The organism is Burkholderia pyrrocinia, from assembly GCF_001028665.1.
GTDB lineage: Bacteria > Pseudomonadota > Gammaproteobacteria > Burkholderiales > Burkholderiaceae > Burkholderia > Burkholderia pyrrocinia.
The window spans coordinates 529,832-548,287 of record NZ_CP011505.1; the positions used below are offsets into that span (position 1 = coordinate 529,832).

Here is an 18,456-nt window from a genome sequence, read left to right on the forward strand (position 1 = left end):
GCGATGCTCCAGAAGGAACAGTGGATGCAAATCCATGTGCTCAAAGCCCAAGGCGTATCGGAGCGCGAGATCGCGCGGCGCCTGGGCATTTCTCGCAACACGGTGGCGCGGTACCTGTCGGCTGAGGAAGTGCCGCGCTACAAGCCGCGTGAACCGCGGCCAACCAAGCTCGGAGCGTTCGAGGCGTACATCATCGAGCGCATGAGGGCCGCAGCACCGGAGACCATCGCAGCGCCGGCGCTGCTGCGCGAGTTGCGGGCGCGCGGCTACGAGGGCCAACTGCGAAGCCTGCAGGCTTTCATGAACACGCATAAGCCCATGCCGAAGCCCGATCCAGTCGTAAGGTTCGAGACCGAGCCCGGTCGGCAGATGCAGTGCGATTTCGTTGTCTTCCGACGAGGCACCGACCCGCTTTACGCCTTCACCGCCACGCTCGGCTTCAGTCGTTGGCGCTGGGCACGCTTCACCACCGATGAACGCGCCGAGACGCTGGTTGCCTGTCATCATGCGCTGTTCGAAGCCTTGGGTGGCATTCCTCGCGAGATCCTTTACGACAACGCCAAGACCATCGTTGTCGAGCGCGATGCTTATGGCGACGGCCAACATCGCTGGCACGCCGGCCTGCTCGATCTGGCCAAGCGGTACGGCTTCCTGCCCAGATTGTGCCAACCGTACCGCGCGCAGACCAAGGGCAAGGTCGAGCGATTCCACCGCTATCTGCGCGGCAATTTCTATGTGCCGCTGGCAAGCCAGCTTAAACAATCCGGCTTGATGCTCGATGCCGCGACTGCGAACGTCGAGGTGAGTAAATGGCTGCGCGACGTGGCCAACCAGCGCGTGCATCCGGTTACCGGGCAGGCACCCGCGATTCTGTTGGAGCAACGAGAACGGGCTTGCTTGCTCGATATGCCTGGCTACACATTGCCCCGATTGCCGGCTCGCGCCGTCGCTCGGCCGCGCGTTGATCCCGCGATGTCGATCCAGCACCCGTTGTCCGTCTACCAGCAATTACTGACCGAGGTGCGCGCATGAACTTGCAGCAGGAACGCATCGACGGGCACTGCCAAAGCCTGAAGCTCGAGGGACTCATGCACCGATACGTCGCTCTGGCCAGCGACGCGGCGGCCAAGCAATGGAGTTTCCTCGACTTCCTCGAGAACGCGCTCGCGCACGAACGAGAGACGAGGCAAGTTCGTTCGCGGCAAACACTGGTGCGCATGGCCGGGTTTCCCGCCATCAAGACACTGGATGACTACGACTACAGCTTCGCCGTCGGGGCCCCGCGCGAGGCAATCGACGAGCTTGCCACGCTACGCTTCATCGAGCGAGGCGAGAACGCCGTGTTGCTTGGTCCGTCGGGCGTGGGCAAGACGCACCTCGCGATCGCCATCGGATATGCAGCGACGCAGGCCGGCATCAAGACGAAGTTCATCACGGCGGCGGATCTGATGTTACAGCTCGAGGCTGCACGCCGACAGGAGCGATACGACGCCGTTCTTCGGCACAACATTCTCGGCCCGAGGCTGCTCATCGTCGATGAGATCGGCTATCTACCGCTCTCGGGCGATCAGGCCAGTCACTTCTTCCAGATCGTCGCCAAGCGCTACGAGCGTGGCTCGATGATCCTGACCAGCAACCTGCCGTTTGCGCAGTGGGACGAAACCTTCGGCGGCAACACCACCCTCACTGCAGCGATGCTCGACCGCATCCTCCACCATGCCCACATCATCCAGATCAAAGGAGACAGCTACAGACTGAAACAGCAACGCAAAGCCGGGCACGTCCCGACATCGAAGAAGTAACGACTGGCTCAGTTTTACTTTGCGCGATCAGGCGCGAAGTGGCTCAGATTTCAAATGCGTTTGACAGGGTACGCTCGGTAAAGACGTGGGCGCAATCGTCGACTCGTCAGGAGCCGGAGTTGGAGATCTGTCGCAGACGGTCAGCCAACTGGCCGACAGCGCATTGCCGAGTATCGCCACGGCCGGAGCGGGCGCGGTCGGCGCCTACCTGACGGGGGAGCTTGTTAAAGACCTCGGGGTTACGGGCTTGCCCGCACAAGTTATCGACACCGGCGCCGGCTTCGCCGTCGGCACGATCGCGAGCAATCTAACGAGCGAGGCATTGGGCGACACGAGCGTCGCTTGGGATTCCGGTCTTACTATCGCAAACTTTGCCGATGTGTTTGCCGGATTCGCAGGTGCCGAAATTGCCTCGCTGGTCGCATCCTGGGACACGCCGGAAGAGGAGGACCTCGCGGCGGTCGGTGCCACGGTTGGTGGCGCCTTAGGGTCCGTATTGGGGCCCGTCGGTACGTTCATCGGAGGCTTTCTCGGTGACATGTTTGGTGGATTAATCGGGGGACTTTTCGGGGGGCCACCCAATCCCTGGACTGGCGGGACAATCATCGTTGCCACAAACTCGATGAACCCGTTTGCGTATGTTCAGACGCTATCCCACGATAATGGACCAGATGCGTACCTCGCCAGCATAGGAAATGCAATTTCGACGGAACTGAATGGCATCGTGTCGACCGTCGGGGCCACCGTGGCGAACGCTCAGTCACTGAACCGTGCACTGTTCCTCAATGCGCAGGTACCGCAGCGCAACATTCGCGTCATCGAGAAAGGGCAGGCGACAAACTTCAATATTTCCGACGCATCCCACTATGTAGACTACGTCGTATTCGATCAGCTTTCCCAAATTGCGTTCAATGGCGGAGACGTGTTCGTTGAGCGTGCCATCAATGCAACGGTGCAGCAGTGGCAGGCGTTCGGATCGACGATCACGCTCAACACGTTGCTCGGGAATATTCAGGTTGCGAAAGACTATGAAAAATATCTACAAAACGAAGCAACGATTAACGGACTTATCGCAAAAAATCCTACTAGTGATTTTTCCGCTGGATGGATCATCGAACTGCAGCAGGCCGTCGCACTGAATCTCGCAAACGGAGTCACGCAGCCTGGATTTTCGTCGAAATACGGAACTCTCGACTATTATGGTGAAGTATTCAATTATGGGATGGATGCTGGCCGAATTGCAGCGACGATTGAATCCTTCAGAAATGGCGCAAATTCTACGCCGAATACTTCCGAAGCGGGATTGGCCCGTGACTTAGGTTTGCCTGTTCCCGGCAATTGGTACCCTAATCTTGGAACGGAAAACAAAATCAAGATCGACGGTTCCGGAATGTTGCTCGATCTACAAGAGAGCGGGCTGCCTCTGATAGTGAATGGTGATCAATTTCAGCTTAAAATTGCCGGAAATTCAAATAACGTGACCATGAATGGTCAAACAGAATTTCTATCCATTCAAGGTGATGGAAGCTCGATTATCGAGAACGGTGACTTTGATTCGGTCTCCATTTTTGGTAACGGAAATTCCGCAGTCGTCAATGGCAGGCAGGCTACAATTCTGTTGTCTGGCGGTGGTAACTCTCTGACCAATGCCAATGGCAGCGCCAATGTAGCCGACAACAGCAACGTTACTATTAATGGGTTGCAGGAGAGCGTCAGCGTCTGGAACCATTCAACGCTCCTCGTCAACGGTGGACAGATGAATGTATCGGTCAACGGCAGCGGTAGTTCTGTTACGTTGAACGGTGACAATGAGCAAGTGCAACTTATCGGAGATGGCGACTCCCTCATCAACAATGGGCAGGGTGATACCGTCACTGTTACGGGAACCAACGCGTCACTGACTCAAGGTGCAGGTTCTGTGAACGTCGCCGATTGGGTAACTCTCTCGGCGAACGGTGAGTATTTCGGTGTTCAAGCTGGCAACAACGATCGGCTGACCGTAGGCGGTCAGTACATTGGCGTCACACTTTCAGGCCAGGCCGACGTTGTGACGACAAATGGCATGTCGATGAAGATCTCAGGTGACACATTTGATAGTTCGTTGACCAGCAACGGCAACAACAATTCGATTGTCGTCTCAGGAAACGCAAATACAGTTACGGGAAATGGGGGCGGCGGATATGTCACAGCCTCCGGTGACGATAACAACCTGATCAGCAACGGCCAATCATTCACGCTCGAAGCCATCGGTAGCGGCAATTCCTTGACAGAGAACGGCGATCAGGGCTTTATGTCCGCAAACGGCAATGGCAACGTTGTTCATGCCAACGGGCAACAGATCACTGTTGCCATGGCCGGCGGCAACAGCAATGTGACTATCGGCAATGGTAAGGTCTCCTATGCAACCGGTGCAACGGGTGTGCTCAATGGCATCGCCGATGCGATCTCGTTGACGAGCGCGAGCGACCTGACCGTCAATGGCGGATCGATGCATGTGTCACTTAACGGAACGTTGGATAACGTCACCGCCAATGGTGACAGTAACATCATCAATATCCGGGGAGGAAACGACACGCTGACGGCTAATGGAAGCGGCGTGACAATCGGAGCTTCTGGTAACGCCGACGGCATGACGCTCAACGGTAACCGCGACAGCCTTTCGATTTCGGGCGACGGCAGCGCCTTCTGGATCAACGGCCAGCAAAACGTCGCCACGTTTGGCGGAACGAACAACACGGTGCACTCGAGTGGTTTATCGGCAACCGTGCTCGACAGCAGTAGCGCCGAATTCGATGGCGGCGGCAATAGCGTCACGCTGTCCAATAACGACACCGTAACGCTAAACGGGAGCGGATATGTCGTCAACGAAACGGACACGAACAGCGCTGCGACGATCAACGGCGACTATGAGAACGCGACAACTGGTGGCAACGGAAATTCGCTCGTTATCAACGGTAACAGCAGCAACGTCGTGCTGAGTGGCGAGTCGAACGCCGTGACGATTTCTGGTCTCGCCGCTAGCATCGCGGCAAGCGGTGTCGAGCAGACAATCACCGATAACCAAGGCAACATCGCGGTTGCTGCCGGAAGCCAAGTCAACCTCGTCGGCAACGGGAGCATCGCGACTTTGGGCAACGCAGATTCGCTTACGGTCGAGGGGTCAAACAACTGGGTCAATGCCACATCGGACGACAGCGTCACCATGACGGGCACGGGCAACGGCATCGGTGGCCTAGCGGTCGGCATCACGGCGATATTGGCTGGCGACGGGCAATTCGCCGCGCTCGACGGCGATACGATCCGGATCGAAGGAGGCATTCACGCGAACGTTTCGGGGAGCGGCAACGCGATCAGAGCGGACCAGGGTGCCGTCGTAACGGTCGATGGCACGTCGAACGCGCTGCAGATGACTGGCGGGACACTCGTATTGGCCGACCAAACAGCCGAGACTGGAAGCGATCCCGAAACTGGTTCGAGCCGCAGCGGATTTTCGGTAGATGGCTTCGACTATACGTCATATAAAGCGGGCGAATTCTCCTCGGCCGCCGGTCAGACGTCTATGCAGTCATTGGCCGATACAGGCGCCAATTCGGTTTCGCTCGTCGTCACGCAATACGTCAACAACATAACCGATACGGATATCGAGCCCGCTGCGGCCACTGAATCGGACGCGAGCCTTGAACAGGCGATAGCAAACGCAAAGGCAGCGGGGCTCAGTGTGACGTTAAAGCCGCATCTCGACGTTGCCGACGGGACGTGGCGCGCCTACCTGGCACCCTCTAACGTCGCCCATTTCTTCGCAAACTACCAGGCGATGATTGTCCACTATGCCGAGATCGCGCAGGCTACCGGCGCAGGGATGCTCGTCATTGGCACGGAAATGGAATCCTTGAGCGGGAGCGCATACGAGCCATACTGGGACGCATTGATTTCAGCAGTCCGGCAGGTGTACTCCGGCAAGTTGACGTATGCATCAGGATGGAACGAGACGGCCAACGTCAGCTTCTGGAGCAAGCTCGATGTCATCGGCGCTGATGCGTATATCCCAGTCACTAGCCACATCGACCCGACGCTGCAACAGCTTGAAACAGGATGGACGACGGTATCGAGCGATCCCGCTGCGGCATCGGCGATGGAGAATATGTCGCCGCTCGCCTTCTACCAAGGCATCTCCGCAGAATATGACAAATCCGTTCTTTTTACCGAAATTGGCTATCAAAGTGTCAACGACACGAACCAACTCGAGGGTGCATTCGGCACATCGAATTGGGTCGATTTTCAGCAGCAGAGCCGGGCGTTGCAGGCGTTCTTTTCAACATTCAGTCAAAACGGCGGTAACTGGTTCGAAGGCGCGTATCTGTGGAACTGGGATGCAAATCCAGCCGATGTCGGAGCAAACGACTTCACCGTGCAGGGCAAGCCGGCGTTGAACATCGTCGATTTCTGGTACGGTAAGCAAACGGGTTCGGCATTGGGTACGGCCACTCCGAATTCGCTCAATGGCGACTCGGACATGATCAGGGTGGGAAGTGGTGATGCGCTGAATGTGACCGGCAATGACAATCAGATCAGTCTCGGCTCAAACGCAGCCGTCGTCGTCAATGGACAAGGCAATACCGTTGCCGTGACAGGCGGCAACAACGTTATCGAAACCTCCGGGGCAACGATGATCAGCCTGAGTCGCGATGGTACGACTGTGATCACGAGCGGTGACGGCGACACCATTGTGGCGGGTGGGGCGCGTGATGGTCTGGCGATCAATTCGAATGGTTCGACAGTGACGCTTGCGGGGACAGCCGATGCACTGACGCTGTCCGGAAACGGCTCGACGATTAATGTTGTCGGCGCTGCCGATACGCTGTCCGTAGCGGGAACAGGCAACACAGTTAACGTTTCCGGCAATTCTGCCGTTATCCAGACCAATGGGGCAAACTCGATCGAATTGGTAGGTAACGGGAGCTCTGCGGCCGTCGAGGGCGGGAGCGACACTATTGATGTCAGCGGTGTCGGTGACAGCATTTCCGTCGCGAGTTCGGGCGCTACGATAGTCGTTGGCGATGTTGGAAGTACGATTGCACTGGACAGCGGGAACTATCAAATTGCAACGGGAAATGGCAACAATAGCATTACAGCCGGCGATGGATCGAACGTGATCAGCGTGGGGGCAGGGACCAACAGCATTTCGCTTGGAAACGGTAACAATGCGGTCACTCTTGGCGATGGCTCGGATACCGTCACCTTGGGCAGTGGGATAGACGCGATCACGCTCGGAAACGGCAACGACACGTTGACGCTTGGCGGTAACGATGCGTTGGCGGTCGATGTCGCTGCCGGTGATAGCACCAAGGCGGCGGCTGCGCTGATCTTGGACGGAAGTAGTGCCTCGTCACAATCGAACGAACTGATTTTCGGCAGAGCAGACAGCGACCAGGTGTGGTTCTCGCGTTCGAACAATGACTTGCTCGTCAGCGTCATTGGCACATCGTCCCAGATTGACATCGCTGGCTGGTTCGACGGGAATACGACGTCGATACAGTCGTTCGCTGCTGCCGATGGGAAGGTACTCACCGGCAACGACGTTGATGCGCTCGTCTCTGCAATGGCCTCCTTCGGTCCGCCCGCAGCGGGTTCGACCACGCTACCCGATAGCTATCAAAACCAGTTGCATCCAGTGATTGCAGCGAACTGGCACTGACGCGCGGTCGCAAAAATCGCTGACGATAATCCCTAGGTCTTTCACGGCCTGGGGATTTTTTGTTCGATATTGATGCCGAAGTCGTCCGCATTAAATTACTGCAATGAAAGACTCAACTATTGAATGTCCGGGCAGCGATGAATCTAACGCTGAAGGGAAAATTGACGCTCCCTCACAAGACTCAGGACTGACGGCGTTGGTGCGAATCGCACGTTTTCACGGTATTGCAGCAGACGCCGAACAACTACGCCATGCCGCAGCCTTACGGTCGAAGGCGTTCGATTCATCTGACCTGATTCTGGCCGCCAAATCGCTTGGATTGAAGGCTCGTCGGGTCAAGGTTACTCTAGAGCGTTTGTCACGCGTTCCATTTCCGGCACTTGTACTCGACCGGTCCGGGCGACACTTCATCTTAGCGGGATGTGACCGCGAGAGGGCGCTCGTGATGGAGGCCGAGTCTAACGCACCTGAGGTGACAGCACCGGAGGAAGTGCTTACGCGCTCAGGCGGCGATCTGGTGTTTTTTGCGTCACGCGCATCACTAGCAGGTGAGCTCTCTCGGTTCGATTTCTCGTGGTTTATCCCAGCAGTCGTCAAGTACCGGCGCCTGTTGCTGGAAGTGCTAGTAGTGTCCGCTGTATTGCAAATATTTGGCCTCGTCTCTCCATTGATGTTTCAGGTCGTGATGGACAAGGTACTAGTCAATCGCGCATTCAATACCTTGAACGTCGTATGTATTGCATTGGTCGTCAGTTCAGTGTTTGAAGTGCTTCTGACGGGTTTGCGAAACTACGTCTTCTCCCATACGGCTAGCCGAATTGATGTCGAGTTGGGGGCCCGTCTCTTCCGACATCTATTAGCACTCCCGTTGGCCTACTTCGGCGCACGTCGTGTTGGAGACATCGTCGCTCGCGTTCGGGAACTAGAAAATATCCGAAGCTTCTTGACAGGCCAGGCATTGACTGCGGTCATAGATTTATTTTTTTCGATCATCTTTCTGGCAGTCATGTGCATCTATAGCGTTTGGTTGACGCTGATCGTGGTGGTCTCGATGCCGATGTACGCTGCCATTTCGATGGCGCTTAATCCTGCATTGCGAGCAAGACTGAATGAGAAGTTTGCCCGTAGTGCAGACAACCAATCGTTTCTTGTCGAGGCAGTCTCCGGATCGGAGACAGTCAAGTCTATGGCGGTGGAGCCGCAATTCACTCGCCACTGGGATAACCAGCTCGCTGCTTACGTCGCCGCTGGCTTTCGTGTCAGCGCCCTCGGCAATATTGGACAACAACTAATTCAGTTGGTTGGAAAGCTTGTCACGGTGGTGACCCTTTACGTCGGTGCCAAATTGGTAATCGACGGGAAACTTTCGATCGGCCAGCTCATCGCGTTCAACATGATGTCACAGCGTGTCGCGGCCCCCGTGCTTCGCCTCGCGCAGCTATGGCAAGACTTCCAGCAAGTCGGAATTTCGATGGGGCGACTTGGGGACATCCTGAACAATCGCACGGAACTGCCCCAAAGTAGGCAGGCGTTGCCGACGCTGAAAGGGGAAGTAAGCTTTCAGAATGTTCGATTTCGCTATCGAGCAGACGGTCCGACAATACTCAACGATGTATCGCTGGACATTCGTGCCGGCGAAATCATAGGAATTGTCGGCCGTTCGGGATCTGGAAAAAGCACATTGACCAAACTTCTACAGCGCCTTTACATACCGGAACACGGGCGAGTACGGATTGACGGTATCGATTTGGCGTTGGCAGATCCTGCCTGGTTGCGGCGACAAATCGGGGTGGTGCTTCAGGAGAACCTCCTTTTCAATCGCTCGATACGTGCGAACATTGCCGTGACCGATCCCGGCATCCCGCTCGAAGCCGTAATCCATGCGGCAAAGCTCGCGGGTGCACACGAGTTCATTTCGGAGATGCCAGAAGGCTACGACACAGTTGTGGGGGAGCACGGTTCAAACCTGTCGGGTGGTCAGAGGCAGCGTATCGCAATCGCGCGGGCGCTCGTCACCAATCCGCGCATCTTGATTTTCGATGAGGCAACAAGTGCGCTCGATTTCGAGACCGAACGGATCATTCAGAACAACATGCGAGCGATGTGTCAGGGGCGCACCGTGATTGTCATTGCGCACCGACTTTCGTCGGTACGACACGCCGATCATATCGTTGCTATGGACAGAGGTCAGGTAGTGGAGCGTGGCAATCACGATCAACTTCTTGCTCGCGGCGGATACTACGCACACCTCGTTTCGCTACAAGACACCTAATCAGCAATCGATACAATGAATTCTCTGAGAACCCAGGCGCTGGGTGATCTGTTACGCCGTTATGGCGCAGTGTTTCGCGCGGCTTGGTCCGTTCGAAATCAACTCGATACGCAACCTCGCAACTTTCATGAGTTGGCGTTTCTTCCGGCGAACCTGGAGCTGGCTGAAACCCCTTCTCATCCCGCCGCAAAATGGACGATGCGAGTGATTGTCGCTTTGACAATTTCGGTCGTGCTCATAACGCTCTTTGGACAATTGGACATTGTCGCTGTCACGAAGGGAAAACTACTTCCAGGCAATCGTGTCAAGGTTATTCAACCTGCTATCACCGGCGTGGTCCGACGCATTCTTGTGAATGATGGGCAGCGTGTGGCGGCGGGTCAACTGCTGATGGAGTTGGACCCAACGCAGGCCGCTGCGGATTCAGATAAGGCGCGGTCGATGCGCATCGATGCTTCGCTTGCGGTGGCACGTGCGCGTTCGCTTCTGACGGCGCAAAGCACGAATCAAGCACCAGCAGTGGAAGTGGTCGACGGCGCATCACGGGAGCAACAGCAGGGAGCACAGCATTTCGCGGAAGGCCTGTACCGCGAGTATCGAGACAAGCTAAGTAGCGCCCAGGCGGAGCTACTTAAGCGTCAGGCTGAGCTCGAGACGACGCGTCAGGAAATAGGGAAGCTGGTTGCGACGGCGCCACTCACCCGCCAACAGGCTGATCAGTATCGAGCCCTTCTTGCCGATAAATATGTTGCACAGACCGACTATTTGGACAAGGAGCGCAATGCGCTTGAACAGGAGCATGAATTGATGGCGCAACAAAGTCGCGCCCGAGAACTCTCGGAGGGAATTCGAGAGCAAAGAGCCGATATCGCAACAACGATGTCTCAGTTCCGCAGTTCCCAACTGGATGCGCTTGATAAAGCTACTCAGCAATTGGAGCAGAGCCGCAATGATGAAACCAAGGCAGACACTCGTCAGAAGCTCATGAGCCTTGCTGCACCGGTGGCTGGCACCGTTCAGCAACTCCAAGTTCATACCCTCGGTGGCGTCGTAACGGCAGCGCAATCGTTGATGGAGATCGTCCCTGACGAGGCGGTCGAGGTCGAGGCGAATATCGAGAACAGGGATATCGGCTTCGTAAAGATAGGACAGAGCGCAACGGTCAAGATCGAAGCATTTCCATACACTCGCTACGGCTACTTGACTGGTACGGTGATCTCGGTCTCGAACGATGCTGTACAGGACAAGAAGCTCGGTCTGACCTTCGTTGCTCACATTCGCCTGCCGACAAATCGGATTCTGGCGAACGGTCAGTGGATACATTTAACGCCAGGTATGGAGGTCACCACGGAGATCAAGACGGGCAATCGGAGTGTTGCGCATTACTTCCTCGATCCGGTGATGCAGACTGTGCAGGAGAGCATGCGTGAGCGATAGAAATATTCGGGCGATCGCGGATGGCGTACTGCTCATCGCATCGTGTCTGTGTGTGCCGTCATCGAGCGGAGCGTGGGAGTTTGATCCGCTATTAGCCAATCGATCCGTGCCGCAAACGGCCGCTGCTTCCATGCACAGCAACGAGGTGTTGGGAATCTGTGTGTTCGGCGCTGTTTCTAACCCACTTCCTCTTCAGGAGGCTGTGGAGAGGGCTCTGTGCAACAACCCGAAAACCCGTGAAGCGTGGGCGAACGTTAAGATTGCAGCGGCAGGGATGGGTGCTGCGCGCGGATCTTATCTGCCAACGATTTCCGGAAACTGGCAAGGCGTGCGAGACGACAGCAGGACCGATATCATCGGACATCCCGAGTTCAGTTCCAACTACCGCAATAGTGTGCTGCGGACCGAGAGTGTTTCGTTGAACTGGGTGTTGTACGACTTTGGCGGAAGAGGGGCCGCACTGGCGAATGCGAATGCTCTGTTGGCAGCAGCCAAAGCTAGCCACGAAGCCACTCTGGAAACAGTGTTCGCCGGCGTCGCAAAAGACTACTACGCAACCCAGGCAGCACAGGGGGCGTACGTCGCGTCGCAGGAAATTGAGCAGACCGCTCATGACAGTTTCAATGCTGCGCGAGAGCGAGTGAATAGCGGCATTTCACCCATCAGCGATGAACTGCAAGCTCAGACGTCTTGGGCCGAGGCGGTGACCAATCGGACGAAAACACATGGAGACTGGCTGGGCGCCGTTGGTACCCTCGCATCAGATATGGATCTCGATCCTGACACTCCATTAATACTGCCTGACGTGCGGGAAGGCGTAAGGCCGGACTCCGATTTCACGGAGTCGGTCGACCAGCTTATCTTAGAGGCGAAAAGGACACACCCGAGCGTGCGCGCAGCGCAAGCACAGCTTGAGGCGGCAACGCAAAAGGTGAAGCAAACCCGCGCGGAGGGCATGCCAAACTTGAGTTTCGTTGCCAAGTACAGTTGGAACAATCAACCGACCACGCTAGAGGTCGGCGTACCCCAGTTTCCGGCGAACGGACGCGAGTGGTATTTGGGGTTCCAGGTCACGATCCCATTCTTCGAGGGTTTTACGCGAACATACCAAGTCCACGAAGCGGAGGCAAAGTCTGAATTGCAGCGTGACACGCTCAACGAAATTGAGCAGCAAGTCGGACTCGACGTATGGACCAGCTACCACGCATTGAAGACCGCGACCGACAACCTAAATGACACCGCGACGCTGTTGGACGTAGCGCGCCGGTCACATGAGGCAGCGCGACGACGATATCAGGTCGGTGTTGGAAGCATTCTGGAGCTGCTGAGTGCACAATCGTCGCTTGCTGCCGCGAAGCGCCAACGCATTCAGTCTTTAACCGACTGGCGTTCGGCAAGGCTCCAACTCGCAGCGAAACTCGGTAGACTGGGAATTTCCGATGTTGGAAGGGAGGCGGGGCCCTAGCAATACCAGCTTAGCCTTGGCCACCAAGCCTTCGACGGTCGATATCCATGTCTTTGCGGAGATATTGGGGACTCGTCGTACGGGGCATGGTGGCCGCACTATGGCATATCCCAATGCATTGATTAGGAGTGCGTGTTAAATTTGACATAATAACTATTATCAGCAAAATGGGGTCGGTGTAATAATTGACACTCCAGACCAGGGACGCATATCGGTTTCCGGCTGCGCCGAAATAATATGCCTCCGGTCGCAACGGCCTTCCGCGGCCGGAATTTGTGCAGCAGCCCATTGCACAATTACCACGGTGACACGGCAAGCTTGACGATACCCCGCATCCGCCTTGGTATGTGGAAAAGTTGCTCGAGCAAGGATGGTCGCGCAGCGTGTTGACCATAAGGATCGAGACGGCCGCCCATGCGCGCGCCAGCAACGTCGTGACGAATTTTCGCCAGCCGCAATCGCCTTCGTAGTCGGCTCTCGCCTACGAAACTGTCACGGCCCTAGTTCAGGCCGGCAGGTGATCCGTTTATCAACGACTGAGCCGCGACTGGATTGATGCTAAAATTGATGCGAAAAAGCATCAAAGGAGCCATCATGCGTACCACCGTCACCGTCGACGACACTCTCTATGCGCGCGCACTCGAACTCGCCGAACCGGGCATGCTGCCGGCCGACCTGTTCCGGGCGGCACTGGAAACGTTCGTTCGTGTCCAGGCCGGCCAACGCCTGGCCGCCCTGGGCGGTCGCGCGCCCGACATGGCAGATGTCCCTCGCCGCGCCCCTGAGGCAACCGCCCGATGAGTGTCTTGGTCGACACGTCAGTGTGGGTCGAGCATTTCCGGCGGCCACTACCGGCGCTTATCCAGCTTCTGCGCGTCGATAACGTCCTGACGCATCCACTGGTGATACTCGAGCTCACGTGTGGGACGCCGCCCGAACCGCGGGCTCGAACGCTGGGGGATCTCGCGTTATTGCGCCAAACGCGCCTCGCGACGCCAGGCGAAGTAGCGGACTGGATCGAGCGGGAACGGCTGTATGGGCGCGGATGCGGTGCGGTGGATTGCACGCTGCTGGCATCGGTGCTGTTGACCCCGAGCACCCGCCTCTGGACGCGCGATCGCCGGCTCGTGCAACTGGCGGAGCAATTCGGGGTTCACTACGTACCGCCTGACCTGCATTGACCGGAGCAGTTGCCGACTTCTTTGCGCGGTCTCTCGCCGTGCCGAGGCGCGATCCCACTTCGCTCCTCACGATTAGGCCGCCCGCTTCCGGGCGGGCTGTCCATCCGTGCGGCAAGTGCAAGAAGAACCAGATCAGACTGCCCGCCTGATAGGGCGACGCCGGCGGCCAGCAAATGGAGGCAGCGAATAACCGGCCAGAACCGACTGGCATAGTCGGCGCCACTGAATAATCACTCAATGTTGACTCTGCTGCGCTCGATCTCTGACGGATTTCGGATTTGCCGCATACGTAGTGCGGATCTCGACACCGCGGTTACTTCAGAAATCGCCCCTGTTAGCCCGCCTCGCAGCGACCGCGGCCATCGCACAACATGGCCGATTTTCGGTGGATCCTCGCGCAGCGTTAGAATAGCGCCCCTTCTCATGGGAGACGAAAATGTCCTGGTTCGTTTACGAAGTGCCCGAATACCACGAAGACGCTGCGCGCATCGAGCCCTTCAGCGATCTGCGTAGCCGTGTGTTGAAAATCAGTGGCCCGGCCATGGCCGATGAACTGGAAAGCGTTCGCGAGAACGCCGCGGCGACAGCGGACACGCCCGAGCGCCCCCTGCGTACTCCGGAAAACCCGCATGTCTTTCCGATTCCTTACGCCGACTCCATGATCCTGGTCGGGTTCATCTTCGATCTGAAACGCGAATTCCGGCAGCTGGTCGTGTCACCCGTGGAAATGCCCTGGCTGAAAGACGCGTAAAAGGTGGTCGGAACGGAAACCGAGGGAGAGTTGCTCCTGTTCTGGAGCCGGGTCCGAATATCCAGCGCACGCTTTCGGATACACATGCGTCGAGTTGGAACCGCGCGTCGGACTGAATCGAACTGAATTGACGTTTGGTCAGGCCCGGCACGCACTCACGAACGAAACAGGTACAGGCGTCGGGCACCGACTCGGGAGAAAGCGTCGGCGGTAACGCGAAGCCCGACAGTCGCAAGGTGTCTGTCATCCACGGTTCTCTACAACAACGACAACTGAGCCGGTATGCTTGTGCGAACTGCTTGATCGCTTTCCTTTACCGCCAGGCTCTGTCGGTCCGTGGACTGAGTATGCCCGTCGTTCTGTCGATACTTCCGCGCCCAATCGACGCCAAGCACATCGGATGAGAACACAACGCCAGGCGCAATCTGAACAAGCTGGCTCATCGGCAGATGCTCCTAAGCGGACTGAACGTCGAAGTGCGCGGCAGCATAGCGCGCACTGCAGTTCCACACTTCGACGCCGTCACGGGTGAACGTAGCCCATCCATCCTTTACGATCATCTCTGCGCACGGAAATACGTCGCCATGCCCGTTTGCCGCGGCAGCAAAGACTGTCCGCTCACGACACGTCGCCCAGTATTTCCCATCGGGTATCGATGTCGACATCGTGCTCAACCGTCTTTCGGGCTTATTGTTCGATCAAGAACCGATCGCGGTTCTTCGCGCCCGCAATCCATTGGGGAGCCTTGCCACGCCCGCTCCAGGTCGCGCCGGTCTTCGGGTCGCGATACTTCGGCGCGATCGGCGCCCGCGTGTTCGTCGCAACCGCACGGCGCCGCCCGAAAAGCTGCTCAGGTGTGATGCCGAATTCGGCAATCTGTTCACGCATCGTCGTGATGATGCTGTCCAGCTCGGCGAGCCGCGCTTCTTCTGCTTGCTGTGCCAGTGCGTCTGCCTGCGCTTTGAGTTCGCGATAGGTAGCCATGAGTGTGAAGGGATCTCCTCTTGGAAAATGGGTCAGTGGGTGAATAGCGTCCCGGTATAGCGAAAGGCTGTTGACTACGATGCATACACATTATATTCCCGCGAACTTCCAGCTAAATTGAAATGTCGCGGTGTTTGAGCTGGCAAGCTGCCGCTTCCGCGGATATGCGGGAGCCAACCATGCAGCCAGCCGGTTTGGTTTCACAGCGGCGATCCCCGCGATTCGCTTGCCGCCCGTCCCGAGATCGGACAGAATCGCGACGACCGAATCCGATCTGACGCCCTTTCGCGCGACGCGGCGGATCTCAATTGGGCGCGCAAATGCCTCCATTCATCGAAGCAATCTTTGGCTGGACCGCCGTCGTGCTTGGCGCACTCGGTCTGCTCTGCATGATGATCTGGCCGCTTACCCCGGACCGGTGGGTGTTCGACGCCGGTTATGCATGCGTTCCCGACGGCCGAAACCTGATCCTGTCGCCGCGCCGCCTGCGCTTCAGCCACTTCGTCTGGTGGTCGCTCGGCTTCGGCCTCGGCGCCCTGGGGCTGGCCTGCGTGATCTGCGTACCCGCGCTCGCTGGGCCGCTGACCGAAGACGAACCGCGTGCATGGTACGAATGGCTCGGTCTTGGTATCACGGGCGTATTCATCGTCTGCGTGGGCGTGTTGCTGATCTGGATCGGCCGCAAGCTGGTGCGCGCGCGCTGGTTTGCCGGCCCGTTGCACGAAACCCGCTTCTGCTGGCGCGACGGAGAACGCTGGATCGATATCAGCACGACCCGCCTGCTACGCAAACCGATACTGAATACGTACGCGTGCCGCGATCTGGAGCGTCTGCTGGTGGGCGGCCGGCGAAGCGTCGATGGCGCAGTCGTGGGCGGCTCGCTGACGCTGCTCCAGCGCGAACTCGTGCAACTCGTGCTTGTTTTTCGCGACCGCAAGCCGATCGACCTGATGGGCCGGGTCGACGATGGCGCTGGCGCGCGTCACATGGCGGACATGATCAGTACTTGGTGCGGCGTCGACGTACAATGGATCGGCGGCTTGCCGGACGTGACGCCTTTCAACTTCGACCGGATCTGACCTTGCCGGTCGTGGACGACCGAAGTTGCACACATATATAAACGAGAGAGATTCCGGGAAAATGCTTCGTTATGCTTGCCTGTTTGCTCATGACCACCCATCTACACCCAGCAGCGTCTGGGATATCGACAACGGCCAGATGGACGGCTGGGCCGAATGGTTCGAGCAGATTCCACAACTGTTCCTCTATCTGATCGGCGACGCAGCGAATCTGCCGCAAGTCGCACCGTGCGCGATGTTCGGCGATGTCGAGTCGCCCGCCTGCCTGATGGCGCCGATGGCCGAGGTGCGGGAACGCTGGCATGCGCTGGATCGGCACATGCGGCCGCGACTGCCGCAGTTGCCGGACGACGCCCGGGCGCAATGGGCGCACATGCATGCCACCATCGCCACGACGACGCGCGAATGGCTGATCCTCGACTGCAGCCCGTTTTGCGACGCGGCCATCGGCACGCCCGACATGGACGCATTCCTGCAGCAGGTGCGACAGCGCTGCGCCGAATGGGGCGCTGTAGCGGAACCGGGCGCCGGCGACCTGCCGCCCATCCTGTTGCCGTTGCTGAGCGACGCGACAGGGCAATGGGGATGGTGGAATCCGAACGTGATCGAACGCATCTACACGATCGAAGCGCAGCCTCACGAAGAATGGCCGGATGATCTGCGGGCGTGTTACGAGCCGGCAAGGGACTGGCAGCCCTGGGTCGAGGAGGTGCAGGCGTACTATGTGAGGCGACTCGATCGCGCCGCCGGCGAATCGGCTCCAGCCGACTCCGATCGAGTGCGCGCCGCGGCCGGGCTCGTCACGCCATATGGACGCTGGCTCGTGCACCCCGACGACGGAGCGGAATGGATCGACGTCGAGGCAGGCTATATCGTCATCAGGCAACACGGTGACTGGAATGCCGGGATTCCCGGCGGCCTCAAGGACCTGAATGGCCGGTGGATCGTACCGCCATCGGCCGGCTACGTCGATTTGTCTCCCCTCACCCGAACGCTGGCGCTGGGGCGACGTTCGCCGCGGTCCGAAGGAATGGACAGGACGGTCGAGTTGCTTCGTTGGCCCGGTGGCGAGCTGCTGTTCGACGACCTGACCGGCGGGATGCTCCACGATGATGGCAAGGTCCGCATCTTCCATGCCGACGATACGGTGTCCGCTCTCGATGCGGTAACCGGTGAGCCGCTATTCGACGCGCGTTACAAGAACGTGTTCGCGTTCCACCGGAAGCTCCGCCTCGCGGTGGTCGAGTGGTGTCCGCCCGAACAGCCGTCGCCGGGCCATCCGGGCGTCTTGCAGGGTGTGGTGCACGAAAGCGGCCGGCTGGTCATCCCCTGCAAATACGCACACGTCCATCACGCTTACAAGCAGCCACCGAAGCTCCTGCATGGGCGCCAATTGCTGGCGATTACGGCGGATGGGCGCCCCCACTTCTACTCGCCCGACGGTGTCCTGCTGGCGGCGCCGGAGTGCGACATGAAGCCGTGGATCTGGACGCCGATAGTGAAGAACAACCACGTCCTGGCGTTCGACCACGAAGGCATGGACGCGCGAGCGATCTGGGTCGCGTTGAGCGACTACAGTTTCACCGAGACCGGCGAAACCCGTACCGATTGCGTGAACATGCTCACGGAGGGCCTGAAAGACTGGCTGCCGAAGTAAAGGCGTTCGCGCGGTGCCGTTCGGTGTGCCATGCCGGCCGATCTGGGCGCGCGTTGGCGCAGGACAGGCCCGTCCATTTGTCGCCGTCGTGCCGTGGTACGAGGAGGCGCAAAAAAATTGCAACACGCAATGG

At 58.0% G+C, this 18,456-nt stretch carries 12 protein-coding genes; 11 read left to right on the plus strand and 1 reads right to left on the minus strand.

Going from position 1 to position 18,456, the window contains the following annotated elements; translation table 11 throughout:
- The first annotated feature begins 3 nt into the window (after positions 1-3).
- From istA to ABD05_RS32610, 9 genes are all read left to right on the plus strand, one after another.
- A complete protein-coding gene (gene istA / locus ABD05_RS32570; RefSeq protein ID WP_047898709.1) occupies positions 4-1,032 on the plus strand; it encodes an IS21 family transposase in 1,029 nt (342 codons plus the stop codon).
- The gene (gene istB, locus ABD05_RS32575) at positions 1,029-1,802 is read left to right on the plus strand and encodes an IS21-like element ISBcen13 family helper ATPase IstB (protein WP_047898708.1); all 774 of its coding nucleotides are present in this window, start codon (positions 1,029-1,031) and stop codon (positions 1,800-1,802) included. Before istA ends, istB begins: the two co-directional genes overlap by 4 nt.
- Before the next feature lie 85 nt (positions 1,803-1,887).
- Positions 1,888-7,497: a glycoside hydrolase family 113 gene (locus ABD05_RS32580; protein ID WP_047904261.1), complete on the plus strand. Its 5,610-nt coding sequence runs from the start codon at positions 1,888-1,890 to the stop codon at positions 7,495-7,497.
- A 103-nt stretch (positions 7,498-7,600) separates the two neighbouring features.
- Positions 7,601-9,769, plus strand: a complete 2,169-nt coding sequence (locus tag ABD05_RS32585; RefSeq protein ID WP_053060029.1) for a type I secretion system permease/ATPase — start codon at positions 7,601-7,603, stop codon at positions 9,767-9,769.
- Positions 9,770-9,784: 15 nt separating this feature from the next.
- Positions 9,785-11,206, plus strand: coding sequence for an HlyD family type I secretion periplasmic adaptor subunit (locus tag ABD05_RS32590; protein ID WP_047904262.1), 1,422 nt, complete (start codon positions 9,785-9,787; stop codon positions 11,204-11,206).
- Positions 11,196-12,671, plus strand: coding sequence for a TolC family protein (locus tag ABD05_RS32595; RefSeq protein WP_238594197.1), 1,476 nt, complete (start codon positions 11,196-11,198; stop codon positions 12,669-12,671). Before ABD05_RS32590 ends, ABD05_RS32595 begins: the two co-directional genes overlap by 11 nt.
- Before the next feature lie 594 nt (positions 12,672-13,265).
- Positions 13,266-13,472 carry a DUF2191 domain-containing protein gene (locus ABD05_RS32600; RefSeq protein WP_047904686.1) on the plus strand — a complete coding sequence of 69 codons (207 nt, stop codon included), beginning with the start codon at positions 13,266-13,268 and terminating at the stop codon, positions 13,470-13,472.
- Complete coding sequence (locus ABD05_RS32605) at positions 13,469-13,852, plus strand: type II toxin-antitoxin system VapC family toxin (RefSeq protein WP_047904263.1); 384 nt, start codon at positions 13,469-13,471, stop codon at positions 13,850-13,852. The genes ABD05_RS32600 and ABD05_RS32605 overlap by 4 nt, the downstream gene beginning before the upstream one ends.
- 436 nt (positions 13,853-14,288) lie before the next feature.
- Entirely contained in the window at positions 14,289-14,603 is a 315-nt protein-coding gene (locus ABD05_RS32610) for a hypothetical protein (protein WP_047904264.1), read from the plus strand.
- A gap of 687 nt (positions 14,604-15,290) precedes the next feature.
- Here the strand turns inward: ABD05_RS32610 and ABD05_RS32620 are convergent.
- Positions 15,291-15,587: an H-NS histone family protein gene (locus ABD05_RS32620; RefSeq protein ID WP_047904266.1), complete on the minus strand. Its 297-nt coding sequence runs from the start codon at positions 15,585-15,587 to the stop codon at positions 15,291-15,293.
- Between the two features lie 320 nt (positions 15,588-15,907).
- Here ABD05_RS32620 and ABD05_RS32625 point away from each other — a divergent pair, with 320 nt between their 5' ends.
- Positions 15,908-16,666 (plus strand): hypothetical protein, encoded by a 759-nt coding sequence (locus tag ABD05_RS32625; protein ID WP_047904267.1) that lies wholly within the window; start codon positions 15,908-15,910, stop codon positions 16,664-16,666.
- 61 nt (positions 16,667-16,727) lie between these two features.
- On the plus strand, positions 16,728-18,323 hold the full coding sequence (locus tag ABD05_RS32630) for a DUF7822 domain-containing protein (RefSeq protein ID WP_148669196.1): 1,596 nt from the start codon (positions 16,728-16,730) through the stop codon (positions 18,321-18,323).
- The last annotated feature ends 133 nt before the right edge of the window (positions 18,324-18,456 follow it).